We start from the raw sequence: 24,426 nt of genomic DNA on the forward strand, positions 1-24,426 counted from the left end.
CGACTCGACGGTCGCCGCCGAACGCGCGCGCCGAGCCCGCCGCTGTCGTGCGTGACCTGCGGCCTGTCCGGTGGGTCTCCAGGTCAAACGATCCAGGCACCATCCGTAACTTCCCGGAAACTTGTCCGGTTTGACATGCCCGATACCTCCGTTCGGACGTAGCCCGGCGCCAGAACCGTGTGCGTGGATGTAGGGGAGCGCTCTTACAACGTTGTAAAAACGAAGGGGATCTTCGCTGATGAAGAAAGCCGCCCCCGTACTCGTCGCTCTGCTGCTGGCGTTGGGCATAGCGCCCGGACTGCCGTCCGCGAGTGCCGCCGAGCCCGTGCACGGCCTCAAGGGCGAGTACTTCAGCATGTCGGCACCGGGTGCGCGGGACTTCGCGACCCTGGGTGGGACCGTGCTGGACGCCGACGTCAACCAGGGTGACCTCACCGGCGTCTTCGGATTCCTCAACGGCCGCACCGAGCACACGACGGCCCGCTGGACCGGGCAGATCGCGGTGCCGCAGTCCGGCGACTACACGTTCCACGCCATCGGCGACAACGGGTTCCGGCTGCTGATCGACGACAAACCGGTGATCGACCACTGGGTGCCCGACTGGGACCGCGAGCAGACCAGCGCGCCGGTGACGCTCACCGCCGGGCGCCAGTACGCGTTCAAGCTGGAGATGTTCCAGGACGTCGGCGGCGCCAACATGTTCCTGCGCTGGTCGAGCCCGACGATCGCGAAGCAGCTCGTGCCGGAGTCCGCGTTCACGCCGCCCGCAGACTTCCAGGTCGTGCCGCGCACGGCCGAGGTCTCCAAGGACGGGCGCACCCTCACCGCGGACTTCGGTGGCCGCGTCACGGGCGCGAACGACCTGAAGGACCACCTGCGCGTCGACGTCGACGCCACCCCGTTCCCGATCTCGCTCATCACCACGAGCCGGAACAAGGTGACGATCCGGCTGGGCGAGCGGGTGCTGAAGGGTCAGCGGATCCGCATCTACTACGACGGCGCGGGCGCGCTCGCGGTCGACGGCAAGAAGGTCGAGAAGACCGCTCGCACGACGGGCAACGTCTCCACGGAACGGCTCAGGACGCCGTGGGGCGAGAAGGTCGACACGCGCAACCCGTTGCCGGAGTATCCGAGGCCGCAGCTGGAACGCGACAAGTGGCTCAACCTCAACGGCCCGTGGGAGTTCGCCGGCGCCAAGGCGGGCGAGCAGCCGGTGTTCGGCAAGAAGCTGCGCGAGAAGGTCGTCGTGCCTTATCCGATCGAGTCGCAGCTCTCCGGGCTCGAACGGCACGAGGACCACATGTTCTACCGCCGCACGGTCAACGTCCCGAACGACTGGAAGATCGGTTCCGGGCAGCGGCTGAAGCTCAACTTCGGCGCGGTCGACTACGAGGCCAAGGTCTGGGTGAACGGCAAGCTCGTCGCCGAGCACACCGGTGGCTACACGGCGTTCAGCGCGGACATCACCGACGCCCTCAAGCGCGGTGAGCAGGAGATCGTCGTCGCCGTCACCGACACCACCGGCCCGAACCAGCCCAAGGGCAAGCAGTCGCCCAACCCCAGCGGCATCTTCTACACGCCGTCGTCGGGCATCTGGCAGACCGTGTGGCTGGAACCGGTCGCGGACAAGGGCATCGACGAGATCAAGACGACCCCCGACCTCGCCACCAGTTCGCTCGCGGTCACCGTCAAGTCCGCGGGCAACGCCACCGTCACGGCGGTCGCCAGGGACGCCAAGGGCAAGCAGGTCGGCACGGTCACCGGACCGGCGAACTCCAAGCTCACGCTGCCGGTGCCGAACGCGCACCTGTGGACGCCGGACGACCCGTACCTCTACAAGCTCGACATCACGCTCGGCAAGGACAAGGTCAAGAGCTACTTCGGCATGCGGTCCACCGGCATGACGACCATCGGTGGCACGCCGAAGCTGACGCTCAACGGCCAGCCGATCTTCAACCTGATGCAGCTCGACCAGGGCTTCTACCCGGACGGCCTGAACACCGCGCCGAGCGACGAGGCGCTGGTCTTCGACCTGAAGGCGCAGAAGGACCTCGGCTTCAACGCGGTCCGCAAGCACATCAAGGCGGAACCCGCCCGCTGGTACTACCACGCTGACCGGCTCGGACTGCTGGTGTGGCAGGACTTCGTGGCCCTCGAGGACGGCAACAACCCGCTCTCGCAGGAGCGGTTCGTCAAGGAGGGCAAGGAGCTGATGCACCAGCTCCAGAACTACCCGTCCATCTACGCCTGGATCGTGTTCAACGAGGGCTGGGGCGAGTGGGACCGCACGGTGACCGGCCAGATCACCGACGAGGTCAAGGCCATCGACCCGAGCCGGATCGTCAGCGCGCACAGCGGCGTGAACTGCTGCGCCTCCAAGGGTGACAGCGGCAAGGGCGACGTCATCGACCACCACGACTACAACAACACCGACCCGGCCCGTCCGGACGGCAAGCGCGTCGTGATGGACGGTGAGCACGGCGGCTTCACGCTGCGCACGCCGGGACACCAGTGGCCCGGTGCGCCGATCGCGATCTACAGCGGTGTGGCGGACAAGGCGGCGCTGACGGCGAAGTACGTCGACAACACCCGCACGTTCTACCTCGGTCAGGCCCGCGCTGAGATGTCCGCGTCGGTCTACACGCAGGTCACCGACCTGGAAGGCGAGCTCAACGGGCTCTGGACCTACGACCGCAAGCGCATCAAGGTCGATCCCGGTCCGGTCCGCGAGATCAACCGGCGCGTCATCGAGGCCGGGGCGAACGCGGGCAAGCCGTACGACTACGCGGGCAGCGGCGAGTGGAAGCTGAGCGAGACCAAGGGCGCGACGGCCAAGGACTCGACCGGCAAGAACCCGCTGACGCTCAGCCCGACCGGCGCCACCTGGAAGGACGGCGCGCTGGAGTTCCGCAACGGCTCGGCGGACACCTACGGCCCGGTCGTCGACACGACCAAGGACTACACGGTGTCGGCGAAGGTGCGGCTGAACGAGGTGCCGGGCGGCTACGCCACCGCGGTGAGCCAGGACGGCCGGGAGCGGGAGAACCCCTTCTACCTGCAGTACGGCCAGGGCGCGTTCGCGTTCAGCACGCCGGGAGGCAACCGCGCCCGGTTCGAGACCACGCCGGAGATCGGTCGCTGGTACGAGCTCAAGGGAGAGAAGAAGGGCAGCGAGATCCGGCTCTACCTCGACGGCGCGCTGGTGGCCACGGCCCCGGCGGGACCGGCGATCGTGAGCACCGGCGCGCTCGCGGTGGGACGTGCCAAGTACAACGGCCAGAACGTCGACTACTGGCCTGGTGCGATCAAGGACGTCGTCGTGACCTCTTGATGTTGGGAGAACGCTCTCCGATCGTGGTACAACCGGTGCATGAGCAAGGCCGCACCCACGTTGGAGGACGTTGCCAGAGTCGCGGGCGTGTCCCGCGCGACGGTGTCACGGGTCGTCAACGGCACGCGCAACGTCGATCCTGACATCCAGGAGACGGTGCGCAACGCGATCGAGCAGACCGGGTACACGCCCAACCGCGTGGCCCGGTCTCTCGTCACTCGGCGCACCGGCACGGTCGCGCTGGTGATCTGCGGCGCCGGCGGGGGCTCGGACGTGTTCACCGACCCGTTCTTCGGCCGCGTGACGGCGGGCGTGGTCGACTTCCTGCGCACGCACAGCGTGCACCCGGTGCTCATGCTCGCCGACTCGGACCACGCGCGGACCGAGGTCGTCGAGTTCCTCAGACAGGGCAGCGCCGACGGCGCGCTGCTGGTGTCGACCCATCCCGCCGACCCGTTGCCCGCCCGGCTGCTCGAAGCCGGGGTTCCCGCGGTGCTCTACGCCCGGCCCGGCAGTCCGATGCCGGTGAGCTACGTCGACATGGACCACCGCGCGGGCGGCAGGATGGCCGCGGACCACCTGGTGGCGGCGGGGCGGTACAACATCACCACGATCTCCGGCCCGATGGACGTGCTCGCGAGCCAGGACAGGCACGCCGGCTTCCGCGACGCGATGGCACGGCACGGGTTCCCGTTCGTCCCGACCGTCGAGGGCGGTTTCACGGCCGAGAGCGGCACGGCCGCGATGCACCGGCTCCTCACCGAGTGCCCGGACCTCGACGCCGTGTTCGCCGCGAACGACCTGATGGCGCAGGCGGCCGTGGACGTGCTGCAGGAACACGGACTGCGCGTGCCCGGTGACGTCGCCGTGGTCGGGTTCGACGACAGCGCGCCCGCCCTCGCCTGTCGCCCGCCGCTCACCACGATCCGGCAGCCCGTGGAGCGGATGGCCGCCTCGATGGCCGAGTTGTTGCTCGCCGACCTGGAAAAACCGGGACAACGGCCGAAATCCGTCATCTTCGAACCGGAACTCGTCGTACGGGCCTCTGCCTGATTGACCTGTTCGACACCCGGCGTTAACGTCCCTTGGGAGAGCGCTCTCACGCCCCTGTCCAAGGCTTTCAGCCCTTTCCCCGTCAGGCAGGATCATGGGCTCAACCCTGTCCAGGGCCGCCGCGCTGTCCGCTGCCGCCCTGTGTTTAGTGACCACGATCAGCGTTACCTCCCAAGCGGGTGCCGCCGCGTGCGGTACCTCCAACGTCGCTCTCAACAAGTCCGCCACCGCGTCGTCGACCGAGAACGGTGGCACCCCTGCTTCCGCTGCCGTGGACGGCAACGCCGATACGCGCTGGTCCTCGCAGTTCTCGGATCCGCAGTGGTTGCAGGTCGATCTGGGTTCCAGTCAGCAGGTCTGCCGCGTGTCGCTGAGCTGGGAAGGCGCGTACGGCAAGGCGTTCCAGGTCCAGGTGACCGACACCCCGGCGAACGCGAGTTCCTGGAGCAACCTCTACTCGACCACGACCGGTACAGGTGGCACGCAGTCGGTCGACGTCACCGGGTCCGGCCGCTACCTGCGCGTGCTCGGCACGCAGCGCGGTACTGGTTACGGCTATTCGTTGTGGGAGCTGGGAGTCTTCACGACCACCGACACGCCGGGTGTGCCGCCGACCGACCCGCGCAACCCCGACTTCGGCCCGAATGTGTTCGTCTACGGGCCGGGTTCGTCGCAGTCGGAGATGCAGTCGCGCCTCGACTCCATCGCGACGCAGATGAAGACCAACCAGTTCGGGCCGCAGCGCTACGCCGTGCTGTTCAAGCCCGGCAGCTACAACGCCGACGTGAACCTGCGGTTCTACACGCAGATCGCGGGGCTCGGGCTGATGCCGGACGACGTGAACATCAACGGCCACATCCGCGTCGAGGCAGACTGGCTCCAGCAGGGCAACGACCCGAACAACCTCGGCAACGCCACGCAGAACTTCTGGCGCGGCACCGAGAACCTCTCGGTCACCCTGCCTCCCAACCAGATCGAGCGCTGGGCGGTCTCGCAGGCCACCGCGTACCGGCGGATGCACCTGCGCGGTCAGGCACACCTGTGGAACGGCTACGACGGCTGGGCCAGCGGCGGTCTGATCGTGGACAGCAAGATCGACGGCGTCACCGTCTCCGGTTCGCAGCAGCAGTTCCTGACCCGCAACAGCAACCTGGCCGGTGGCTGGTCGGGGTCGGTGTGGAACATGGTGTTCGCGGGCACGCAGGGCGCGCCGCCCAACAACTTCCCGAACCCGTCGCACACGACGGTGGACAACTCGCCGGTGACGCGGGAGAAGCCGTACCTGTACTTCGACAACTCCGGTGAGTACCGCGTCTTCTTGCCCGCCTTGCGGCAGAACTCGCGCGGTACGAGCTGGGAGAACGGCAACCCCGGCACGTCGGTGTCGCTGGCGGACTTCTTCATCGTCAAGCCCGGCACCTCGGCCGCGACGATCAACGCGGCTTTGGCGCAGGGCAAGCACCTGCTGCTCACGCCGGGCATCCACCAGCTCGACGACACGATCCGGGTGACCCGCCCGAACACGGTCGTGCTGGGGCTGGGACTTGCGACCCTGACGCCCACGACGGGCAAGGCCGCGCTGACCACGTCCGATGTGGACGGTGTGAAGCTGGCCGGGTTCCTGGTCGACGCAGGCGTGCAGAACTCCCCGGTGCTGCTGGAGATCGGTGACTCCAGCGCCACCTCGCACGCGGCGAACCCGACCTCGTTGCACGACGTGTACCTGCGTGTCGGCGGGTCGCAGGCCGGTAAGGCCACGGTCAGCATGCGCGTCAACAGCCGCAACACGATCATCGACCACACCTGGGTGTGGCGCGCCGACCACGGCACGGGCGTCAGCTGGACGGCCAACCCCGGTCAGAACGGTGTGGTCGTCAACGGCGACAACGTGATCGCGTACGGGTTGTTCGTCGAGCACTACCAGCAGCACAACCTGGTCTGGAACGGCAACGGCGGTCGCGTTTACCTGTACCAGAACGAGCTGCCGTACGACCCGCCGAACCAGGCCGCGTGGATGAACGGGTCCAAGCGGGGCTGGGCCGGGTACAAGGTGGCTGATTCGGTGACCACCCACGATGCGTTCGGCGTCGGCGTGTACGCGTTCAACCAAGCTGATCCGAGCATCGTCACCGACAACGGCTTCGAGGCGCCGAACCGGTCAGGAGTTCGGTTCACGCACCTCGTGGCGGTGTCGCTGGGCGGCGTGGGCACGATCGCCAACGTCATCAACGGCACGGGCGGTCAGGCGGACCTGGCGAACCAGGTCCGGTACGTCGTGAACTACCCCTGACCGAGCCTGGTGAGCTGATCCCTGCGTGACGACTCGACGGACGCCGCGAACTCCTTGGTCGCGGCGTCCGTTCCGTTCTCCTGTTCACTGCGAGCGAGTTTGGCCGTCTGGTCGAGGTGCTCGTGCAGCTTCTTGGTGAGCGCCGAGGGATCCGTTCTGATGGTCAGCAGATCGGCCGCGGAGACCAGGCCCGGCATCTGGTGGCCCGCGTGCACGTTGGTGTCCGGCAACCCTGCCCGGTCACGCAACTGCCGCAGGCGGACCAGTTCGTCCGAGTGCGATGCCTTGAGCTCTGCCGCGAACCGGGCGATCTGGGGCGGGGCGACGTCGAGTGCCGGCAGGAGCTGTTCGTTCATCGGGATCATCAGCTGCACCCACGCGGTGTCCGTGGCGTTGAACGGGGACACCGGCGGCGCGGGCGGGGGAGTGGGCGCGGCACATCCCGCCAGCAGCAACGCGGAAACACCCCAGGGCACGCGCCGCCCTGGGGTGCATGAGGCGAGGAACCTCACCGCGGCAACCGGTAGTCCGGTCCTAGTGCGGCGCCTCGATTCGGCTTGTACAGGTCGAACCCGCGTGGGTCGCACTGCAGCCCGCCGTTGATGCAGTGCCGGACCAGCGCGGCCTGAGTGGGTGCGTCCCAGGCGTTCATGAAGTCGTAGTGCCAGGTGTAGCCGCGTCCGCTGGAGAGTCGTACGCGGGACATGTCACCGGACACCGGGAACGCCATCTTGAACTCGATCATCGGAACGGCGACCGGGTGACTTGACGGGCACACCAGCGTCGCGCGGTCCGGGTAGGCCATGTGGGACTTGTGGTCCGCTGAGTCGAGGTCGCGGCCGTTCCAGCAGCTCGGGGCCTGGTAACGGACGTTGAGCTGACTGCCGGGCGTGCAGTACGCCGGGATGTCCCAGTTGTGGAAGCTGTCGCCGCACTCCCAGCCCTCGACCGCGCCGGGCGCGGTGCGGAACTGTTCCTGCGTCGCCGTGGGACTGCCGACCACGAACCGCATGCCCGGCGGGAACGGCACGACGTCCTGGTACCTCAGGATGCCGGACTTGTAGTAGATGACCTGCGGGAAGTTCGGAGGCACGATCTGGTCGCCGTTGATGACCGACGGGAACCAGTACGCGGACTTGTCGTCGGGCGTCTTGCAGTTGGTCTGAGCACCCTTGAGCGAGTCGTTCGTGCTGCGGGCGTTGGTCGAGGGATTGCCGAGGAAGGTGTGCATGTGCGACGCGCCCGGCAGTCCCGGGAAGACGATCGGGTCGTCCGGGAGATGGGTCGTGACCGAGCAGTTCGCCTGGAACTCGTGGTGCGTGACCAGGTCATCGGCCTGAGCCGAGTTGGTCGCGACCACGACCACGGCCGCCACCAGGGCAGCCGTCATCGATAGTGCGCTGAGTTTTCGGGACACCAATGTCCTCCTGCCGACGTGGGGGAACCGGCTTGGAGAGCGCTCTCCCAAACAGCGTCCCGCTAGCCCTCCCGAGGTGTCAAGACCGGTTCTTTTGACACCGCCGACGTCTGGTCGTAACGTTCGACGGCAGGGTTGTGAGAGCGCTCTCCTCCTACATCCCTACCTGTGGCAGGAGGCGCGATGGTCCGCGTCCGCTCCATCTGCACGGTGATCGCCGTGCTCCTCGGCCTGGCAGTCCTACCGGCTCACGCCGCTCCCACCCTGCTCTCCCAGGGCAAACCCGCCCTCGCCTCGTCGACCGAGAACGGCGGCACGCCCGCCTCGGCCGCGGTCGACGGTGATCCGGGAACCCGTTGGTCCAGTGCGTGGAGCGACCCGCAGTGGCTGCGGGTCGACCTGGGCGCCTCTTCGACGGTCAGCCGGGTCGAGCTCGACTGGGAGTCCGCGTACGCGACGGCGTTCGAGATCCAGGTCTCCGCCGACGGCAACGCGTGGCAGCCGATCCGTTCGGTGACCGGTTCGACGGGCGGCCGGCAGGGTTACGACGTGACCGGCACCGGCCGGTACGTCCGAGTTCTCTCGACTCAGCGCGCCAACGGTTACGGCGTTTCGTTGTGGGAGTTCCGGGTCTACGGCGAGCAGGGCGGTGTCGTGCCGGGGACCGGTGTGCGGGTGACCGGGTCGCAGGGTAATTGGCGGCTGACGGTGGATGGTCAGCCGTGGGTGGTGAAGGGGTTGACCTGGGGTCCGCCTGCTGCGGATGCGGCGCGGTACATGCCGGAGTTGAAGTCCATGGGTGTCAACACGTTGCGCACCTGGGGTACGGACGCTTCGACTCGTCCGTTGTTGGATGCGGCTGCCGCTAATGGTCTCCGCGTGATCAACGGGTTCTGGCTACAGCCTGGTGGTGGTCCTGGTTCGGGTGGTTGCGTGAACTACGTGACCGACGGCCAGTACAAGGCGGACATGTTGGGTCAGATTCGTCAGTGGGTCACCACGTACAAGGATCATCCTGGTGTGCTGATGTGGAACGTCGGCAACGAGTCCATCCTCGGCTTGCAGAACTGCTACTCCGGCGCCGAGCTGGAGACCCAGCGGGTCGAGTACGCGAAGTACATCAACGAAGCGGCGCGGGCGATCCACGCCATCGACACCAACCACCCCGTGACGAACACGGACGCGTGGACCGGTGCGTGGGTCTACCTCAAGGCGCACACGCCCGACCTGGACCTGTACTCGGTCAACTCCTACGGCAACGTCTGCAAGGTCCGTCAGGACTGGATCTCCGGTGGCTACACGAAGCCGTACATCCTGACCGAGGCCGGACCGGCCGGTGAGTGGGAAGTGCCCAACGACGCCAACGGCGTGCCCGCGGAACCGACCGACGTCCAGAAGCGCGACGGCTACACGCAGGCGTGGAACTGCATCATCGGCCACACCGGGGTGTCGTTCGGTGGCACGTTGTTCCACTACGGCACGGAGTACGACTTCGGTGCTGTCTGGTTCAACCTGACGCCTGCCGGTAAGAAGCGGCTGTCGTTCTACTCGGTGCAGAAGGCGTTTGGTGGCGCCACTCCGGCGAACACTCCACCGGTGATCTCGGCGATGAACCTGCCGCAGACCATCGCCGCCGGTGCGCCGTTGAACATCGACGTGGCCGCGTCCGATCCCAACGGTGACGCTATCCAATGGTCGGCGGCGTTCAACAGCAAGTACATCGACAACAGCGGAGGACTCGCGGGGACTCCCGTGCAGGTCAACGGAAACCGGCTCACCGTCACCGCACCCGACCGCCTCGGCGTGTGGAAGGTCTACGTGATGGCTGAGGACGGGCGCGGCAACATCGGCATCGAGACCCGCTCGGTTCGAGTCGTGGCACCGCAACCGTCTGGTGTGAACGTCGCTCAGGGCAAGCCCACGCTCGCCTCCTCCTACCAGCAGGTCGGTGATGGGGCGCCGTTCCCGCCGTCGAACGCGGTGGACGGTAACGGAACCTCGCGCTGGGCCACGGACTGGGCCGATCCGCAGTGGATCCGGGTCGATCTGGGTGCGGTGACCACGTTCCAGCACGTGCAGTTGGTGTGGGAAGGCGCTTTCGGGCGTGCCTATGAGATCCAGGTGTCCGACGACGGCACCAACTTCCGGTCCGTCTACGGCACCACCACCGGCAACGGTGGAGTGGACTCGATCGACGTGACGGCGACCGGCCGTTACGTCCGGCTGCACGCCACCCAGCGAGGAACCGGCTGGGGCTACTCGCTCTACGAGTTCGGGATCTATCGGCGCTGATCTACACCAGTTCGACGCGCACGACCACGTCGTCCGCAGGGCTGATCGCGTTGGTGCTGACCAGATCGCCGTGACGAACGCGTCCGTCGCCGCTCACGTCCACGTGGGCGGCGACGTTCAGCGCCTGGCCGTCCCCGTCGAGCTGGAACGGCAGGCGCTGCTCGGCCGTGTCGTCGCGGGAGAACTCGCTGACGTGCTCGGCTTTCGTGACCGCGGGCGCGTCGGCGAGGAAGACGTCGAGCAGCCGCACCCGCAGCACCGCCCGGCCGAACGCGGGCGTGCCTGCCGGGATCACGACGGTGCCGTGCACCTGATCAGTTCAGCACGGCGAAGCGGGCCTCGATGTCGACGGGGCCGCCGGTGAGGTTGCGGATCTCGATGAAGTACTTGATCAGCCCGGCGGCCTGCCGGTCGACCTGCACCTTCCACTCGATCTGCTGGGCGCCGTCGACCATCGGCCACGTCGGCACGACCATCCACACCACCCGCCAGGCCTCCGGCCAGCTGTGGGTGAACCAGCGCCGCGACGACCCGCCGGGCACCTGTCCTCGGAACTGCACACCAAGTCGCATCGGGATTCCCCCTTCAGTCTTGTGGGTCAGGCGCGGGACCGGCGTCGTCAGCCTCGGGCTGGGCTTCGACGGCGGCGTTCTCGGTGTCGGCGGCGGCATCTGGTGCCGCGCCTCCGTTGCCCGCGGCCTGCGCGGGTTCGGCCACGACCAGGTCGTCGAGCGACGCGGGGGCGGCCCCGCCGTCGAGGTCGGCGCTCATGGCAGCTCCTCTCACAGTGCGTCCGGCGACCAGCCGAGCACGTCGTAGCGGGCCTCGATCTCGACCTGACCGGCGGTCAGGTTCCTGATGGCGAGGAAGTACTTGAGCAGCCCACCGGACTGCCGGGTGACCTGGGTGGTCCACTCGATCTGCGCCGGGCCGTCGACGGCGGGCGCGGTCGGCACGACCGTCCACAGCACGTACCAGTGGGCGGGCCAGCTGTGGGTGAACCAGGTCCGCGTCGAGTTCGCCGCGACGGAGCCCGTGAACTGCACGCCGCGGAACACCGCGGCCGGTTCGAGGCCGCTGTACATCGCCCGCACCGCCGCGCAGTCGCCGGGGCTGAGGCCGTCGCGCTGGCCGATCGCGACGTTCTGGGTCGGCGTGATCGTGTTGCGGCTCGTGTCGATGGCGAACGCGCGCGGCGGGTAATGCATGATCGAGTGGTAGTCGTACGGACCGACGTCGTCTCCGTCGGTGATGTGCTGGTTGAAGTTGTGGGCGTTCTGCTGCTGGACGTTCGTGAAGTCGATCGTCACGAAGTTGTTGCGGTCCTCGCGGCTCTGCTCGTGCCACAGACCGACGCTGTGCCCGATTTCGTGAATGGTCGCGCCGGTCGGGCAGGTCGTCGCCAGCGTGATGTTCTGCCGGTTTCCCCGCATGCCCACGGGAGAACTGCACCCGTCACCGGGCTGGAAACGAATGAAATTCGTGTCTGTCGCGTTTCTCGGCACCAGCCGAATGCGCGTGTTGCGTTCCCAGTGCGCGATGGCGTTGTGCACGCGCGCCTGGTCCGGCAGGGCGGGGTCGATCTCGAACGGCACCCGCCCGCCCGGCCAGCGGAACTGCTGACCTGGGATGACCACGCCCTCCGGGTGCAGCTCGCCGTCCCGCACAAGGGTGAGCACGATGTCGCCCTCGACCATCGGCTCGCCGTCGACCTCGGTGTACAGCACGGCTTTCGCGCCCTGGTTCTGCGTCTGGATCATGCCGGTTCTGAGTTCGGGGCCGACGCGGAACTGGCCGCTGCCACTCGATTCGGTCATCGTGTTCACTCCCGTCCACGCAGAAGACCAACAATCCTGACCCCGAATGGCAGGATCCCCCAGGGTCGAAGGTCTCCGTCGCATTCGCGGAATCGATGGATTGTGCAAAGTGGTGGTGTAACGGCAAAGCGGCGAAGGGCGACCTCCCCGATCGGCCTAGGGTGGAAGCATGCCTTCCGCTGTCATCGTCGAATACGACGCCGCCTGGCCAGTTCGCGCACGACAACTCCTCGCTGAGGTGCGTTCGGCCTTCGCGTCACTGCCTGGGGCGGAGGGCTTCGGCTACGAGCACATCGGCTCGACCGCCGTGCCGGGCCTCGGCGCCAAGCCGATCGTGGACCTGCAGGTGCGCATGCCCGACCTGCCGCCACTCGACGACCTGGCCGGGCTGCTGGCGTCCACCCCGTTCGTCCCGGCACACGGCGCGCGGCCGGATTCCCCTGGCGTGTACCGGGACGCGAGGAGGCCCGGCGACCGATCGGATGACGCCGTCTACGAGAAGCGCCTGTTCCACTCCCCGGCGGAGAGCGCCATCCTGCACGTCCGCCGCGCCGACTCGCCGTTCGCGCGGTTCGTCGTGGACTTCCGCGACTGGCTGCGGTGTCACCCCGAGCAGGCCCTGCGCTACGAGCAGATCAAGCGCGGGCTCGCCGACGAGCACGCGGGCGCCCAGGACTACGACGACTACACGCGCGCCAAGACGGCGTTCTTCACCGAGATTCACCCGCGACTGCGTGACTGGGCAGCCGGATCGTGACGCGCAGGCCGCCTTCCGGGCGCGGCACGATGTCGAGTGCGCCTTCGTGCGCGCGGACGATGCTGTGCACGATGGCGAGGCCCAGGCCGACACCCGCGTGATCGTCGTCGCGAACGCGTTCGCCGCCGCGTTGGAACGGTTCGGTGAGCGTCGGCACCAGGTCCGCGGGGAGCACCCGGCCCGTGTTCTCGACCCGCACGACGCACGCCTGGTGCTGCGGTTCGGTGTGGACGGTGATCGTGCCGCCGGCCGGGAGGTTGTGGACGATGGCGTTCTGGACGAGGTTCGTGATCACGCGCAGGAGCAGTTCCGCGGAACCGGTCGTGGTCGCCTTCCCGCCGGTGACGTCGAGCGTGATCCCGCGCCGTTCCGCCAGGGGGAGAAGGGTTTCGGCGGCCTCCTCGGCGATCAGCGAGAGGTCGACGGGCTCGCGGCTGAACAGACCCCGGTCGCCCCGGCTGAGCAGCAGCAGGGCCTCGGTGAGGTCGATCGCGCGGCGGCTCGAGGTGTGCAGGCGGTCGAGGAACTCGCGGTCGACCAGCGCCGGGTCCTGACGGGCCAGGTCCAGCAGGGACTGCGAGATGGCCAGCGGGGTGCGCAGTTCGTGGGACGCGTTGGCGGCGAACCTGCGTTGCTCGGCGACGTGCGATTCGAGTTTGCCGAGCATGTCGTCGAAGACGTCGGAGAGTTCGCGGAACTCGTCCGCCTTGCCGGGAAGCCGGATCCGGTGCGACAGGGACCCCTTGGCGGCCAGCCGGGCGGCGTCCGCGATCTTGTCGAGCGGGGAGAGCATGCGGCCTGCCAGCAGCCATCCGCCGAGCAGGCCGAACGCCACCAGGAACAGCATGGCGATGGCGGCGGCGCGGCCGAAGATGCGGGAGAGCAGGTAGCGGTTGGGGCTGGTGAAGAGCAGGCCCTTGTCGTTGTCGGGCAGGTAGCGCAGCAGGTACCACCAGGCCACCGCGATCAGCACGGCGCCGGCCACGACGACGATTCCCGCGTAGCTGAGGGTGAACTTCAGGCGGGCGCTCAGGCCGGGACGCCTAGCCATCCGCGTCGATGCGGTAGCCGACACCCGGCACGGTCGCGATCAGCCACGGTTCGCCGAGCCGCTTGCGCAGCGCCGAGACCGTGATGCGGACGGCGTTGGTGAACGGGTCGGCGTTCTCGTCCCAGGCCCGCTCCAGCAGTTCCTCGGCGCTGACGACCCCGCCCTGCGCGCCGACCAGCACCTCGAGCACCGCGAACTGCTTGCGGGTCAGCGCGACGTACTGCCCGTCGCGGAACACCTCGCGCCGGAACGGGTCGAGCCGCAGACCGCCGATCTCGCTGACCGGGGGCCGTGCGTACGCGCGCCGGCGAGCGAGTGCCCGTAGCCGCAGCACCAGTTCCCGCAGCTCGAACGGCTTCGTGAGGTAGTCGTCGGCACCGAGCCCGAACCCGGACGCCTTGTCGTCGATCCGGTCGGCCGCGGTGAGCATGAGGATCGGCATGCCGCTGCCGGACGCGACGATCCGCCGCGCCACCTCGTCCCCGGACGGCCCGGGAATGTCGCGGTCGAGCACCGCGAGGTCGTAGGAGTTGACGCTCAGCAGCTCCAGCGCCGTGTCACCGTCCCCGGCGATGTCCGCGGCGATCGCCTCCAGCCGCAACCCGTCCCGGACGGCCTCCGCCAGGTGGGGCTCGTCCTCCACGATCAGCACGCGCATGCCGCCAGCCTAGGCAGTCAGACGCCGACGAGCTGGAGTTCCGGCGCCACCGCGGGTTTGGCACGCCACCACCACCAGGACAACATCGAGGCCAGCGCCGCTCCCACGGCGTTGAGCAGCACGTCGTCCACAGAGGACACCCGGTCCAGCATCAGCACGAACTGCAGGATCTCCAGGAACGCCGAACACGCCGCCGCGAACGCCAGCACCCGCCACACCGACCGCAGACCGGCGAACCGCAGCGGCCCGAAGAACCCGAGCGCCGCGAACACCAGCATGTTGCCGATGATCTGGCCCGTGTCGCCGTGGGCGAGCAGATCGAGGATGTCCTCGAACGGCACCAGGCTCAGCTTGCCCGCGACACCCGGCTCCTCTCCCGGCAGCATGATGATCCACACCCACGGCAGCGTCCCGTAGAAGAGCCCGACCTCGGCGAACGAGTTCCGCCACGGCCGCGCGGCTCCCCGGAACCTCCGGTACAGCGCCAGAACCAGCATCACGAGAACGGCCAGCGGCAATCCCAGCACTGAGCCGAGCACGACCCCGGTCTCCGTACCGACCCACTCCTGCCAGGTGTTGAGCACGTCCCAACTGAAGCCGAGTGACCGTTGCGAGGGCGTACGCGTTTTTCGATACGCGGACGGTATGTGCAGAATGCGGGCGTGCTGGAGGCCAGGCTGCTTGCGACGGTGTCCCGTCTCGCGGGTCCCGTCCGCGGCGCCGGGGTCGTCCTGATCAGCCTCTTCGGCGCGTTCTCGCTGAACTCGCCGCTGGGCTGGACCCTCTTCGCCCTGGTCGCGGTGAGCACAGTCGCCGACTTCCGGTTGCCGCGCGTGGCGTTGCCGGTGGCGTTCCTCCGCGTCGTGGTGCTGTCCGTGTTGCTGGGCGCAGACGCCGATCAGTGGGTGCTGACGGTGCTCACGACGACGTTGATCACGTGGCAGTGGCAGTGGCCGCTCAAGGTCACGGTGCCCGCGACGGCGGCGTTGCTCGCGGTGCAGGTCGTGACGACCGGGCCCGCCGTGCTGGTGCGAGCGGTGCTGGAGTCGGTGCTCGCGCGGCTGGCGTACGAGTTGTTGCGACGGTCGAGCCGGCGCGTGGACCTGCTGCGGGAACGGGCCGCTGAGCAGCGGCGGGCGGCGGCGGTCGCCCTTGACCAGGGACGACGGGAGCGGGAGTACCTGGCTCTGCTGCACGACACGGCGGCCGCGACGTTCCTGATGGCCGCGCACGGCGGTGATCCGGCCGCGGTGGCCGCTCAGGCGCGCCGGGATCTGGTGGTGCTGGCCGAACGTGGTCAGGGGCAGGGGACCGTGGACCTCGGGGCCGCGCTCGCGGCGGTGGCGCGGGACAGTTCCGTGCACGTGCGGGTGGAGACCGAGGTCGTGCCGGTGCCGGCCGGGGTCGCGCTGGCGTTCGTGCGGGCCGCACGCGAGTTGCTCACGAACGTCGAACGGCACTCGGGCACCACCAGCGCAGATCTGACGGTGCAGCGCGGTTTGGTCGTGATCAAGGACGACGGCAGGGGTTTCACGCCTGCGGACGTGCCAGGACACCGCCGTGGCCTGCGTGGATCGGTCGTAGACCGGCTTGCGGCGGTGGGCGGGACCGCGGTGATCGAGTCGGCCGAAGGTCACGGCACCACCGCACGGCTGAGGTGGCCAGATGACTGACCACGCGGTTCTCACCACCACGCGGCAGGTGCTGCTCGTCGTGGTCTTGGCCATTCAGCTCGTCCTCACGCTGCCCCAGCTCGTCGGGTCCCCGCACGGCCCGGCGGCGTGGGTCGCGTACGTCCTGCTGACCTCGACGCTGGGCGTCGTGGCCGGGAACGTCGCGGCGGCTCGCCCGGAGCTTCCCGCGTGGCTGGCCGTCGCACCCCTCGCCGCGTCGGTGCTGGCGACGACCGCCCTGCCCGCCGGAGCGTCGTTCGGCCCGGCCGACTGGGGGTTCGGGCTCGTCGGCTGGTACCTGCTGCTGGTGCTGGTCGAACGGCCGGCGGCGCTGCTGGCGGCACTGAGCGCGCACATCTGCTTCAGCATCGCGTGGTTCGCGCACGCCGGAAACGGTGACGTCGGCACCGCCGGAGTCGTGCTCCTGAGCGGCACGAGCTTCCAGGTCGGCATCCTGGTGATCACGCGCGTGCTGCACCGGGACGCCCGCCTCGCCGCCGAGGCCGCCGCCGAGCACGACGCCGCCCGCACCCGCGAAGAGCTGGCCCGCCAACGGGAACAGGACCTGAAAGCCGGGTTCGAGGGCCAGCTCGGCGCGTTGCTGCCGCTGCTCGCCGACCTGGCCGACGAGCAGGTGAGCGTCGCCGACCAGACGACCAGGCTGCGGTGCTCGGTGGCGGCCGTGCAGCTGCGCAGGCTGTTCGCGGAGAACGACGACGTGCCCGACCCGTTGCTGCACGAGCTGACCGCGTGTGTGGACGTGGCCGAACGGCGCGGTGTCGTCGTCTCGCTCGCGGTCAGCGGCACGGCCACACCGGTCCCGACGGAGGTTCGTCGTGAACTGGTCGCCCCGATGGCCCAGGCACTCGCCGTCGCGAACGGACGTGCGAAGGTGAGCCTGCTGCGCACCGCCACCGAGGTGCGCGTGGCCGTCGTGGCGGACGCGCCGGAGACCTTGCCGGAGGCCGGTACGACGGAAGCGGTCACCGTCGAGACGAGCGTCCACAGCGGACTGGTGAGGAGCGAGGCGAGATGGCGGACGGCGTGACTGCGGTCCTGGTCGACGACCATCCCGTGGTGCGCGCGGGAGTCGCGCACTGGCTGTCCACGGCGGACATCGAGCTCGTCGCGAGCGGCGAGGACCCCGGCGCCGCCTGGAACGGACCCGGTGCCACGGCGGACGTCGTCGTGCTCGACCTGCACCTCACCGGAGGTGCGCCCGCCACGTCCGAACTGCGCAAGCTCGTCGAGGACGGCCGCAAGGTGATCGTCTACTCGATGCGCGACGACGACGAGATCGCGTTGCAGTGCCTGGAGATCGGCGCGCTCAGCTACCTGACCAAGGCCGAAGGCGCCGACCACCTCGTGCAGGCCGTGAAAGCGGCGGCCGAGGGCCAGTCGTACACGCCACCGGCACTCGCGGGCGCGCTGGCGGGCGACAGGTCGGACAGCAGGCCGGCGCTGTCGCCGCGGGAGACCGAGGTCCTGGTCGAGTGGTTCCAGTCCGAGTCGAAGGAGTTCGTGGCGCAACGCCTGAACATCACGCTCAGCACGGTGAACTCCCACCTGGAGCGGATCAGGGTCAAGTACGCCGCGATCGGCAGGCAGGCGCCCACGAAGGCGGCGCTGGTGGCCAGGGCGATCCAGGACGGGCTGATCGGCCTCGACGACCTCTGAGCCGTGTGGTGTGAACGACCGATACCGCCGCTGCGGCATCCGGCCTAGCGTCCTGGGCAACCCAGGTTCCGCAGTCCGAGGAGTCCCGCAGTGACGCACGCCCGTGGCCCCCTGTTCATCGCCGCCGCCGCGACGGCGGGTCTGCTGCTGTCGGCCTGCGGCTCCGAGACCACCGGTACGGCGACGCCCGCCACCGACACCACGACGGCCGCGAGCAGCAGCACCAAGGAGACCAGCGCGTCGAAGGAGGCTCCGGCCGTGCCCGCCGGTGGCGACATCACCGCTCCCGGCACGAAGCTCAAGGTCGGCGCCCGCGCGGTCATCCCGTTCGCCTCCGGTGACAAGAACGGCACCATCGCCGTCACGCTCACCGCCATCGAGGCGGGCGCGAAGGAGGACCTGGCGAAGTTCGGCGACAAGGCCAAGAACGTCACCCCGTTCTACCTGCGGGTCAAGGTCGAGAACCTCGGCGGCACGGACCTCAGCTACACCTCGGTCTCCCTGCGCGGCCTCGGCACCGACGGCAAGGGCACCGGCGTGATCATCAGCGGTGACACCCCGAAGTGCGACTCCACCAGCGCGCCGAAGACGTTCGCCGCCGCCGGTGAGACCTACGAGACCTGCGTGCTGACCGCGGCGCCGGACGGCTCCAAGGTCGCGGCGGGCGAGTACAACCGCGGCGACGGCTACACCAAGTCGCCGGTGATCTGGGAGAGCTGAGCCGCGGGGCGAACGAGGGGTCCTCGCGGCTCACCAGACCGTAGGGTGGTGAGTCGTGACCACCATCATGGCTCTGCTCAAGGCACGCGCCGGGATGAGCAGGGACGAGTTCGTCGACTACTACGAGAACCACCACGTCCCGCTCGTCCTGAGCCTCGCGCCGGCACCGGTCCGCTACGCGCGCAACTACCTGCCGGAGGCCGGTGAGCGCGGCTTGCCGGCCGAGTTCGACGTGGTGACGCTGCTGAGCTTCGCGGACGAGGCGACCTATCACGCGTGGCTGGCGGCGGTCCTCGCGGAGGACTCGGGCATCGCGCAGGACGAGGAGCGGTTCCTCGACCGCTCCCGCACCCGCGCCTGGACGGTCGACGAACGGGTCAGCGGCGGTGCTGCACCAGCCCGTTGATGTGCGCGTACGCCACGGCGTGCACCCGGTCCCGCAGTCCCAGCTTCGACAGCACCCGTGAGACGTGCGTCTTCACCGTCTCGTCCCCGACGTGCAGCCGCGCGGCGATCTCGGCGTTGCTGTGGGCCGCCGCGACCAGGAGCAGCACCTCGCGTTCGCGCGTGGTGAGCAGGGCCAGTTCGGGCGGTGTCGGGGGAGGGGCGAGGCTGACGGCGAACCGCGCGATCAGCCGTTGCGTCACGGACGGGTCGATCAACGCGTCACCGCGTGCCGCCACCCGGACCGCGGAGATCAGCTCCTCGGGCGGCAGTGACTTCAGCAGGAACCCGCTGGCACCGGCCTTCAACGCGCGGTAGACGTACTCGTCGGTGTCATAGGTCGTGAGCAGCAGGACCTTCGTGCGGTTCGCGGGGTCGGCGAGGATCAGCTCCGTCGCGCCGAGGCCGTCCAGCTTGGGCATGCGGATGTCGAGCACCGCCACGTCCGGACGCAGCCGCGCGACCTCGGCGACCGCGGCCCGCCCGTCCGCGACCTCCGCGACGCACTGGAGGTCGTCCTGGGTGTCGAAGATCGCGCGCATGCCGGAGCGCAGCATCGCGTGATCGTCGGCGAGCAGCACCGACAGGGTCATGACGCCTCCAGGGGGAACGTGACGACGGTGCGCCAGGTGCGGCCGTCCGGTTCGAGCCCGGACCGGGTGGTGCCGGCGAACATGCCCGCGCGGTTGCGGATGCCGACCAGGCCCCGGCGCACCGATCCCGAGTCGTCGCCGGGACCCGCGACGTTGCGCGCGGCGACGGTCAGCGCGTCCGGCGCGTACTCCAAGGTCACCGTCACACCGGACGCGTCGCCGTGCCGCAGCGCGTTGGTCAGCATCTCCTGGATGATCCGGTAGACCGTGATGTCCAACGACTCCGGCACGTCCCGCCGTTGCCCGCGCACCTCCAGCTGAGCCGGTCTGCCCGCCGCACGCACGCCGTCGAGGAGTTCGTCGAGGTTGTCGAGTCCCGGTTGGCGCGCGCCCTCGGACTTGTCGCCGTGCAGCAGGTCGAGCAGGTGCCGCAGGTCGACCATGGCCGCGCGGCTGGACGTCTCGACCGCGCGCAACGAGTTCGTGAGCTTGGGATTTCCTTCCGGCAGACCGAGTCTGGCGGCTCCGGCGTGCAGTCCGATCGCGCTCACGTGGTGGATGATCACGTCGTGCAGGTCGCGGGCGATCGCGCCGCGTTCCTCGGTGATCGCCTTGGTGACAGCGGCTTTCTCGTCCTTCTCCGCCATCGCCGACCGCTTCTCCAGCTCGGCGAGGTAGGCGCGGCGGGCCGTCGTGTAGCGGCCGACGAGCCACGGCAGCAACGCGCCCTTGCCCGCCAGGAGCAGCGCCTGCAACGGACCGTGGCCGGTGAGGATCATGCAGGCCATGAGGCTGGCCGAGAGGAACCCGAGCGACGCGTAGGCCGGTGTGCCGCGCAACCACGCCCCGGCCCGGTAACCGGCGATCAGCATTCCGGCGTCGTTGGCGTCGATCCCGTTGCGCATCGACACGAGGACGATCACCGGGACGGCCGCCTGCGCTGCCGCCACCCACATCGACAGGCGGGCGGGACCGGCGAGCATGGCGTCCACGGCCAGAGTCAGGGCCAGCACGATCACGGTCTGGCGCAACGGTTCGCCGTCGAGCAGCACGAACCCGCCGTCCACGACCATGCAGACGGCCGCGACCAGCCACGACTGGTGCTTGAGGGGCAGCTTGATCAGATCCATCGAGCGCAATCCTGCCCGATGGCGTCCCTGAGAACCTCCCGCTTCGCAGGGGTCGGAGGTCCCCCGTGCGGGGGATGCGGTTTCCGTCTCGGCAGTGACGCGGTGAGGCGGGCATGATCGATACGTTCGGCCGCGATGAAACGACGTGGTGTGACCTTGCTGCTCGTGCTGGGGGCGATCCTGGGGATCGCGGCCCCCGCACTGGCCGACGGTGTCCAGTCCGGTGCCGACGTCCACGTCGCGCAGAGTCTCGGCGACCGCGACCTCACGGTGATCATCCGGCGGGTCGCGGAGGTGCCGGGGCCGGTGCACGTCGACGTCGTGACGCACGCCGGCACCCCGGCCGGTGAGGTCGCACTGACCTTGCGCGCGGCGGGTGCTCCAACCAGCACCGCCAGGGTGGAACTCGGTGCCACACCTGGGTTCTACTCCGGTGTTCTGCGCGTGGACCGGCCAGGACCGTGGGAACTGGCGGTCGACGAGGCGACCATTCCGTTCGTCGTCCCGGCGCTCGTGCCGTCGCCGTGGGAGAACGCGACCTACGGCGGGTTCATCGCGGCGGGCGTGTTGTTGCTGGCGGCACTGCTGCTCGCCGTGTTCGGCAGGCCCGGTCTCGCGCTCGTGCCCACGACGGGCATGGTCGCGGCGGTGGCGGTCGGGGTGACAGCGGCGTTGCTGGCGCCGAGCATCCCGCCGGTCGCGGCGCCCGGCACGCAGCTGGACCCGACCTACGACAACGTGATGAACCCCTACGAGCGAACATCCATAGTGGACTTCTCACGACCGCCGGTGAATCTGGTGCCGGGCATGGACGGCAACGACCTGGTGCTCAGCCTGACGGACGGCTCGTCCGGACGGCCCGTGGACGACCTGCTGGTGCACGACAGCGCGTTCATCCACCTCGTCGTGGTGTCGCCGTCCGGTCACCTCCGGCACCTGCACCCGGTCCGCACGGCACCTGGCGAGTACCGCGCCCGGCTGCGCGACGCCGAACAGGGCACGTACGCCATCGCCGCCGAGATCGCCCGGCGCGGCGGGGGAGTGCAGCTGCTGCGGTCCAGTGTGGACGTTGCCGGATCCGCTGCCGCCCTGGCGAACGACGGGAAGACCGAGACGGCGATGGACATCCGGGAAGCGGGCAGGCCGAGCACGATCACCGCGAAGTTCGGTGAGCGCGACCTGCAGCCGTGGCTGGGCATGCTCGGCCACATGATCGTCGTCGGCCCGGTCACCGACACCGCCGTCAGCGCGCCGATCTGGGCGCACGTCCACTCGATGATCCCGCCGACGCCGGGCATGCCCGACAAGCCGGACGAGAGCGTCGCCGCCTACGGGCCGGACGTGCCGTTCACCTACTCGTTCCCGTTGCCGGGCAGGTACCTCGTGTGGATCCAGGTCGAACGGGACTACTCGATCGTCACCGTGCCCGAGGTCGTCGACGTTCCTCCCGGGAAGGTGGCCTCGAAGTGAAGCGTTCAGCGGTAGCCGTCCTGGCCGGGGTGATCGCGATCGTGGCCGCGCTGGTCGTGCTGTGGCCTCGCGGCGTCGAGGCCCAGCCCCACCTCGCCGAGAGCGGAGGGTTCCGGTTCGAACTCACGCCCACCAGCACCAGAACCGGCAGCAACACGTTCGACCTGCGCATCACCGACCGCTCCGGCAACGCCGCCGACGGCGACGTGACGGTCGAACCGGCGATGCCGCAGATGGGCCACGCGCTCGCCCCGATCACGGCGGCGCCGCGGGCCCCCGGTCAGTACCAGGTCGCGGGCGTCGACCTGCTCATGGCCGGCCAATGGGAGATCACCGTGTCACTGCGCAGCGAGCGGGTCGTGATCCCGCTGCTGCTCACCTAGAAGGGGGAGGAAATGACTGTGAACATCGCGGCGACCGCAGCGTCGTCGGCGAGGACGGTCCCGAGGGGGCTGATCCCGGCGAGCGTCGTGCTCGGCGGCACCCTGCTTTCGCTGATCGGACTGACCTGGGACATCCAGTGGCACTCCGACGTCGGCCCGGACACGTTCTTCACCATGCCGCACCTGTTCCTGTACGCGGGCAGCGCGATCTCGGGCCTGGCGAGCCTCGCCGTGGTGCTGATGACGACCGCGAACGCCAAGCGGGACAAGGCGATCGACCCGATGGTCGGCGGCCGCGCGGTCGGTGTCTTCGGGCGCACGTTCGAGGCACCCGTCGGCTACCTGATCTCCGGCATCGGCGCGGCCCTGTTCCTGGTCTACGGACTGTGGGACCAGTGGTGGCACGGCCTGTACGGCTTCGACGCCGTGATCGACTCGCCGCCGCACATCGGCCTGCTGCTGTCGATCTCCATCACGATGGTCGGCGCGGTCATGATCTTCGCGGTCGCCCGTGACGAGCGCTGGGGCACGTACGGCGTCGCGGGTGCCGCGGCCACGTTGCTCGCGTTCAGCATGGTGACCGTGCTCGGCCTGCGCGCGTTGCCCGGCGGACTCGTCAACACGGTCAACGCGGGTAGCGCGTTCTTCTCGGTGATGATCCTGTTCATGGGCGCGTACGTCCTGAAGCAGCGCGGCGGTGCTCTCGTCGTCGGAGTGGTCGTCGCCGCACTTCAGGCCGTGTTCTGGTGGTTCTCCCCGTGGGCCACCCAGGTCTACGCGGACGCCACCGGCCTGCCGTTGCGCGACTACGTCGACGGCGTCCCCGGCCTGCCCAACATGATCCCGATGAGCCTGATCCTCGTCGCGGTCGCCGTGGAACTGATGCGCGGGCTGCCCGCCTGGGTCCCCGGCGCGGTCGGTGGCGTGATCATCACGGGCCTCGCACCCGTGCAGCGCATTCTCGTGTACGGCAGCAACTTCCCTGCCATCGAGCGCTACGTGGCCACCGTCGTCGCCGGTGCGCTGCTCGGCGCCCTCGCCGGGATGCTCGGCCGCCGGTTCGGTCACATGCTCCGTCACCTCGCACCCGCAAAGGAAGAACGCCATGCGTAAGACGTTGCTGGGCCTGCTGGGCACGGCCGCCCTGCTGTTCGGGCTGGCCGCGCCGGCGCTGGCCTTCGAGCCGGTGAACGTCGTGCACACCGAGAAGGTGCAGGCAGGACCGTACGACCTGACCATCGGCTTCAGCACGTGGCCGGTGAAGGCGATGCAGTCGCTGGACTTCACGTTCGCCCCCGAGGACGGGATCGACGGCAAGAAGGGCACGCTGACCGTGCTCCACGAGGGTGTGGCGGAGGACGACGACCCGCTCGCCCGTCATCCCCGCAAGCGGGAGGTGTGGGGCCTGGACATCTACGCCCTGCCCGAGCCCGGGACGTGGACGATGCGGTTCGACGTCGACGGACCGGCCGGCGCGGGGACCGGTGAGCTGAAGAACCTCCAGGTGATGGAGCAGCCCGGCCCGCCGATGGGCCTGTCCTGGGCCGTCAGCACCATCCCGCTGTTCGGCCTGATCGCGTTGATCGTGATCGCCTGGCGCCGGACGCGGACCGTCGTCGCCTAGTTGCCCCGGATCAGGTGGCAGGCCCGGTTCCTGCCACCTGACCGGG

The 24,426-nt window shown here is 69.1% G+C and carries 25 protein-coding genes; 14 read left to right on the plus strand and 11 right to left on the minus strand.

The window, feature by feature from the left end:
• Positions 1 to 238 precede the first annotated feature (238 nt).
• The 3 genes from ACH413_RS02740 to ACH413_RS02750 all read left to right on the plus strand — a co-directional run bounded on the left by ACH413_RS02740 (position 239) and on the right by ACH413_RS02750 (position 6,674).
• On the plus strand, positions 239 to 3,331 hold the full coding sequence (locus ACH413_RS02740) for a PA14 domain-containing protein (protein WP_360029904.1): 3,093 nt from the start codon (positions 239 to 241) through the stop codon (positions 3,329 to 3,331).
• A gap of 39 nt (positions 3,332 to 3,370) precedes the next feature.
• Positions 3,371 to 4,384, plus strand: a complete 1,014-nt coding sequence (locus ACH413_RS02745) for a LacI family DNA-binding transcriptional regulator (protein WP_360029906.1) — start codon at positions 3,371 to 3,373, stop codon at positions 4,382 to 4,384.
• A gap of 94 nt (positions 4,385 to 4,478) precedes the next feature.
• Positions 4,479 to 6,674: a discoidin domain-containing protein gene (locus tag ACH413_RS02750; RefSeq protein WP_360029908.1), complete on the plus strand. Its 2,196-nt coding sequence runs from the start codon at positions 4,479 to 4,481 to the stop codon at positions 6,672 to 6,674.
• Here ACH413_RS02750 and ACH413_RS02755 read toward each other — a convergent pair.
• Positions 6,665 to 7,150: a DUF305 domain-containing protein gene (locus ACH413_RS02755; RefSeq protein ID WP_360029910.1), complete on the minus strand. Its 486-nt coding sequence runs from the start codon at positions 7,148 to 7,150 to the stop codon at positions 6,665 to 6,667. The genes ACH413_RS02750 and ACH413_RS02755 overlap by 10 nt on opposite strands.
• A 32-nt stretch (positions 7,151 to 7,182) precedes the next feature.
• Positions 7,183 to 8,064: a DUF1996 domain-containing protein gene (locus ACH413_RS02760; protein ID WP_360029912.1), complete on the minus strand. Its 882-nt coding sequence runs from the start codon at positions 8,062 to 8,064 to the stop codon at positions 7,183 to 7,185.
• Positions 8,065 to 8,274: 210 nt separating this feature from the next.
• Between ACH413_RS02760 and ACH413_RS02765 the strand changes: the two genes are divergently transcribed.
• Positions 8,275 to 10,383 carry a discoidin domain-containing protein gene (locus tag ACH413_RS02765; protein WP_360029914.1) on the plus strand — a complete coding sequence of 703 codons (2,109 nt, stop codon included), beginning with the start codon at positions 8,275 to 8,277 and terminating at the stop codon, positions 10,381 to 10,383.
• A 1-nt stretch (position 10,384) separates the two neighbouring features.
• Here the strand turns inward: ACH413_RS02765 and ACH413_RS02770 are convergent, their stop codons facing one another.
• From ACH413_RS02770 to ACH413_RS02785, 4 genes are read right to left on the minus strand one after another with little or no spacing between them, the layout of a single operon-like run.
• Positions 10,385 to 10,693, minus strand: a complete 309-nt coding sequence (locus ACH413_RS02770) for a hypothetical protein (protein ID WP_360029916.1) — start codon at positions 10,691 to 10,693, stop codon at positions 10,385 to 10,387.
• Positions 10,694 to 10,697: 4 nt separating this feature from the next.
• Positions 10,698 to 10,955 carry a hypothetical protein gene (locus tag ACH413_RS02775; protein ID WP_093601689.1) on the minus strand — a complete coding sequence of 86 codons (258 nt, stop codon included), beginning with the start codon at positions 10,953 to 10,955 and terminating at the stop codon, positions 10,698 to 10,700.
• A 13-nt stretch (positions 10,956 to 10,968) separates the two neighbouring features.
• Positions 10,969 to 11,154, minus strand: coding sequence for a hypothetical protein (locus ACH413_RS02780; protein ID WP_360029918.1), 186 nt, complete (start codon positions 11,152 to 11,154; stop codon positions 10,969 to 10,971).
• Between the two features lie 11 nt (positions 11,155 to 11,165).
• The gene (locus ACH413_RS02785; protein WP_360029921.1) at positions 11,166 to 12,200 is read right to left on the minus strand and encodes a M12 family metallopeptidase; all 1,035 of its coding nucleotides are present in this window, start codon (positions 12,198 to 12,200) and stop codon (positions 11,166 to 11,168) included.
• 169 nt (positions 12,201 to 12,369) lie between these two features.
• Between ACH413_RS02785 and ACH413_RS02790 the strand changes: the two genes are divergently transcribed.
• Positions 12,370 to 12,957, plus strand: coding sequence for a GrpB family protein (locus ACH413_RS02790; RefSeq protein ID WP_360029923.1), 588 nt, complete (start codon positions 12,370 to 12,372; stop codon positions 12,955 to 12,957).
• Here ACH413_RS02790 and ACH413_RS02795 read toward each other — a convergent pair.
• Genes ACH413_RS02795 through ACH413_RS02805 form a run of 3 tightly spaced genes read right to left on the minus strand, consistent with a single transcriptional unit; the run spans position 12,911 to position 15,250 of the window.
• On the minus strand, positions 12,911 to 14,008 hold the full coding sequence (locus ACH413_RS02795; RefSeq protein ID WP_360029925.1) for a HAMP domain-containing sensor histidine kinase: 1,098 nt from the start codon (positions 14,006 to 14,008) through the stop codon (positions 12,911 to 12,913). The two genes, ACH413_RS02790 and ACH413_RS02795, sit on opposite strands and share 47 nt — an antisense overlap.
• Positions 14,001 to 14,666, minus strand: a complete 666-nt coding sequence (locus ACH413_RS02800) for a response regulator transcription factor (protein WP_360029927.1) — start codon at positions 14,664 to 14,666, stop codon at positions 14,001 to 14,003. Before ACH413_RS02800 ends, ACH413_RS02795 begins: the two co-directional genes overlap by 8 nt.
• A gap of 17 nt (positions 14,667 to 14,683) precedes the next feature.
• Positions 14,684 to 15,250: a VanZ family protein gene (locus tag ACH413_RS02805; RefSeq protein ID WP_360029929.1), complete on the minus strand. Its 567-nt coding sequence runs from the start codon at positions 15,248 to 15,250 to the stop codon at positions 14,684 to 14,686.
• Between the two features lie 78 nt (positions 15,251 to 15,328).
• On the opposite strand from ACH413_RS02805, the gene ACH413_RS02810 reads away from it, so the two are divergent.
• From ACH413_RS02810 to ACH413_RS02830, 5 genes are all read left to right on the plus strand, one after another.
• A complete protein-coding gene (locus ACH413_RS02810) occupies positions 15,329 to 16,339 on the plus strand; it encodes an ATP-binding protein (RefSeq protein WP_360029931.1) in 1,011 nt (336 codons plus the stop codon).
• Complete coding sequence (locus tag ACH413_RS02815) at positions 16,332 to 17,387, plus strand: hypothetical protein (protein WP_360029933.1); 1,056 nt, start codon at positions 16,332 to 16,334, stop codon at positions 17,385 to 17,387. The genes ACH413_RS02810 and ACH413_RS02815 overlap by 8 nt, the downstream gene beginning before the upstream one ends.
• On the plus strand, positions 17,372 to 18,016 hold the full coding sequence (locus tag ACH413_RS02820) for a response regulator transcription factor (RefSeq protein ID WP_360029935.1): 645 nt from the start codon (positions 17,372 to 17,374) through the stop codon (positions 18,014 to 18,016). Before ACH413_RS02815 ends, ACH413_RS02820 begins: the two co-directional genes overlap by 16 nt.
• Before the next feature lie 90 nt (positions 18,017 to 18,106).
• Entirely contained in the window at positions 18,107 to 18,736 is a 630-nt protein-coding gene (locus ACH413_RS02825; protein ID WP_360029937.1) for a hypothetical protein, read from the plus strand.
• 55 nt (positions 18,737 to 18,791) lie between these two features.
• Positions 18,792 to 19,142 (plus strand): EthD domain-containing protein, encoded by a 351-nt coding sequence (locus tag ACH413_RS02830; RefSeq protein ID WP_360029939.1) that lies wholly within the window; start codon positions 18,792 to 18,794, stop codon positions 19,140 to 19,142.
• Here the strand turns inward: ACH413_RS02830 and ACH413_RS02835 are convergent.
• Both ACH413_RS02835 and ACH413_RS02840 read right to left on the minus strand, forming a co-directional pair.
• Positions 19,114 to 19,773 (minus strand): response regulator transcription factor, encoded by a 660-nt coding sequence (locus tag ACH413_RS02835; RefSeq protein ID WP_360029941.1) that lies wholly within the window; start codon positions 19,771 to 19,773, stop codon positions 19,114 to 19,116. The genes ACH413_RS02830 and ACH413_RS02835 overlap by 29 nt on opposite strands.
• The gene (locus ACH413_RS02840) at positions 19,770 to 20,903 is read right to left on the minus strand and encodes a histidine kinase (protein WP_360029943.1); all 1,134 of its coding nucleotides are present in this window, start codon (positions 20,901 to 20,903) and stop codon (positions 19,770 to 19,772) included. The genes ACH413_RS02835 and ACH413_RS02840 overlap by 4 nt, the downstream gene beginning before the upstream one ends.
• A gap of 135 nt (positions 20,904 to 21,038) precedes the next feature.
• Here ACH413_RS02840 and ACH413_RS02845 point away from each other — a divergent pair, with 135 nt between their 5' ends.
• The 4 genes from ACH413_RS02845 to ACH413_RS02860 are packed head-to-tail and all read left to right on the plus strand — an operon-like array spanning position 21,039 to position 24,380.
• Complete coding sequence (locus ACH413_RS02845) at positions 21,039 to 22,373, plus strand: hypothetical protein (RefSeq protein ID WP_360029945.1); 1,335 nt, start codon at positions 21,039 to 21,041, stop codon at positions 22,371 to 22,373.
• Positions 22,370 to 22,756, plus strand: coding sequence for a FixH family protein (locus ACH413_RS02850; protein WP_360029947.1), 387 nt, complete (start codon positions 22,370 to 22,372; stop codon positions 22,754 to 22,756). Before ACH413_RS02845 ends, ACH413_RS02850 begins: the two co-directional genes overlap by 4 nt.
• A gap of 12 nt (positions 22,757 to 22,768) precedes the next feature.
• Positions 22,769 to 23,869 carry a hypothetical protein gene (locus ACH413_RS02855; protein ID WP_360029949.1) on the plus strand — a complete coding sequence of 367 codons (1,101 nt, stop codon included), beginning with the start codon at positions 22,769 to 22,771 and terminating at the stop codon, positions 23,867 to 23,869.
• On the plus strand, positions 23,862 to 24,380 hold the full coding sequence (locus ACH413_RS02860; RefSeq protein WP_360029952.1) for a hypothetical protein: 519 nt from the start codon (positions 23,862 to 23,864) through the stop codon (positions 24,378 to 24,380). The genes ACH413_RS02855 and ACH413_RS02860 overlap by 8 nt, the downstream gene beginning before the upstream one ends.
• The last annotated feature ends 46 nt before the right edge of the window (positions 24,381 to 24,426 follow it).

Source organism: Lentzea sp. NPDC020367 (assembly GCF_044387305.1).
In the GTDB taxonomy this organism is placed as follows: domain Bacteria; phylum Actinomycetota; class Actinomycetes; order Mycobacteriales; family Pseudonocardiaceae; genus Lentzea.

What these genes read in the sequence shown, in the direction of transcription:
- ACH413_RS02740 (WP_360029904.1), top strand. Translation starts at nt 239, where the DNA reads ATGAAGAAAGCCGCCCCCGTACTCGTCGCTCTGCTGCTGGCGTTGGGC.
- ACH413_RS02745 (WP_360029906.1), top strand. Translation starts at nt 3,371, where the DNA reads ATGAGCAAGGCCGCACCCACGTTGGAGGACGTTGCCAGAGTCGCGGGC.
- ACH413_RS02750 (WP_360029908.1), top strand. Translation starts at nt 4,479, where the DNA reads ATGGGCTCAACCCTGTCCAGGGCCGCCGCGCTGTCCGCTGCCGCCCTG.
- ACH413_RS02760 (WP_360029912.1), bottom strand. Translation starts at nt 8,064, where the DNA reads ATGACGGCTGCCCTGGTGGCGGCCGTGGTCGTGGTCGCGACCAACTCG.
- ACH413_RS02765 (WP_360029914.1), top strand. Translation starts at nt 8,275, where the DNA reads ATGGTCCGCGTCCGCTCCATCTGCACGGTGATCGCCGTGCTCCTCGGC.
- ACH413_RS02775 (WP_093601689.1), bottom strand. Translation starts at nt 10,955, where the DNA reads ATGCGACTTGGTGTGCAGTTCCGAGGACAGGTGCCCGGCGGGTCGTCG.
- ACH413_RS02780 (WP_360029918.1), bottom strand. Translation starts at nt 11,154, where the DNA reads ATGAGCGCCGACCTCGACGGCGGGGCCGCCCCCGCGTCGCTCGACGAC.
- ACH413_RS02785 (WP_360029921.1), bottom strand. Translation starts at nt 12,200, where the DNA reads ATGACCGAATCGAGTGGCAGCGGCCAGTTCCGCGTCGGCCCCGAACTC.
- ACH413_RS02790 (WP_360029923.1), top strand. Translation starts at nt 12,370, where the DNA reads ATGCCTTCCGCTGTCATCGTCGAATACGACGCCGCCTGGCCAGTTCGC.
- ACH413_RS02795 (WP_360029925.1), bottom strand. Translation starts at nt 14,008, where the DNA reads ATGGCTAGGCGTCCCGGCCTGAGCGCCCGCCTGAAGTTCACCCTCAGC.
- ACH413_RS02800 (WP_360029927.1), bottom strand. Translation starts at nt 14,666, where the DNA reads ATGCGCGTGCTGATCGTGGAGGACGAGCCCCACCTGGCGGAGGCCGTC.
- ACH413_RS02815 (WP_360029933.1), top strand. Translation starts at nt 16,332, where the DNA reads ATGACTGACCACGCGGTTCTCACCACCACGCGGCAGGTGCTGCTCGTC.
- ACH413_RS02820 (WP_360029935.1), top strand. Translation starts at nt 17,372, where the DNA reads ATGGCGGACGGCGTGACTGCGGTCCTGGTCGACGACCATCCCGTGGTG.
- ACH413_RS02835 (WP_360029941.1), bottom strand. Translation starts at nt 19,773, where the DNA reads ATGACCCTGTCGGTGCTGCTCGCCGACGATCACGCGATGCTGCGCTCC.
- ACH413_RS02840 (WP_360029943.1), bottom strand. Translation starts at nt 20,903, where the DNA reads ATGGATCTGATCAAGCTGCCCCTCAAGCACCAGTCGTGGCTGGTCGCG.
- ACH413_RS02845 (WP_360029945.1), top strand. Translation starts at nt 21,039, where the DNA reads ATGAAACGACGTGGTGTGACCTTGCTGCTCGTGCTGGGGGCGATCCTG.
- ACH413_RS02855 (WP_360029949.1), top strand. Translation starts at nt 22,769, where the DNA reads ATGACTGTGAACATCGCGGCGACCGCAGCGTCGTCGGCGAGGACGGTC.
- ACH413_RS02860 (WP_360029952.1), top strand. Translation starts at nt 23,862, where the DNA reads ATGCGTAAGACGTTGCTGGGCCTGCTGGGCACGGCCGCCCTGCTGTTC.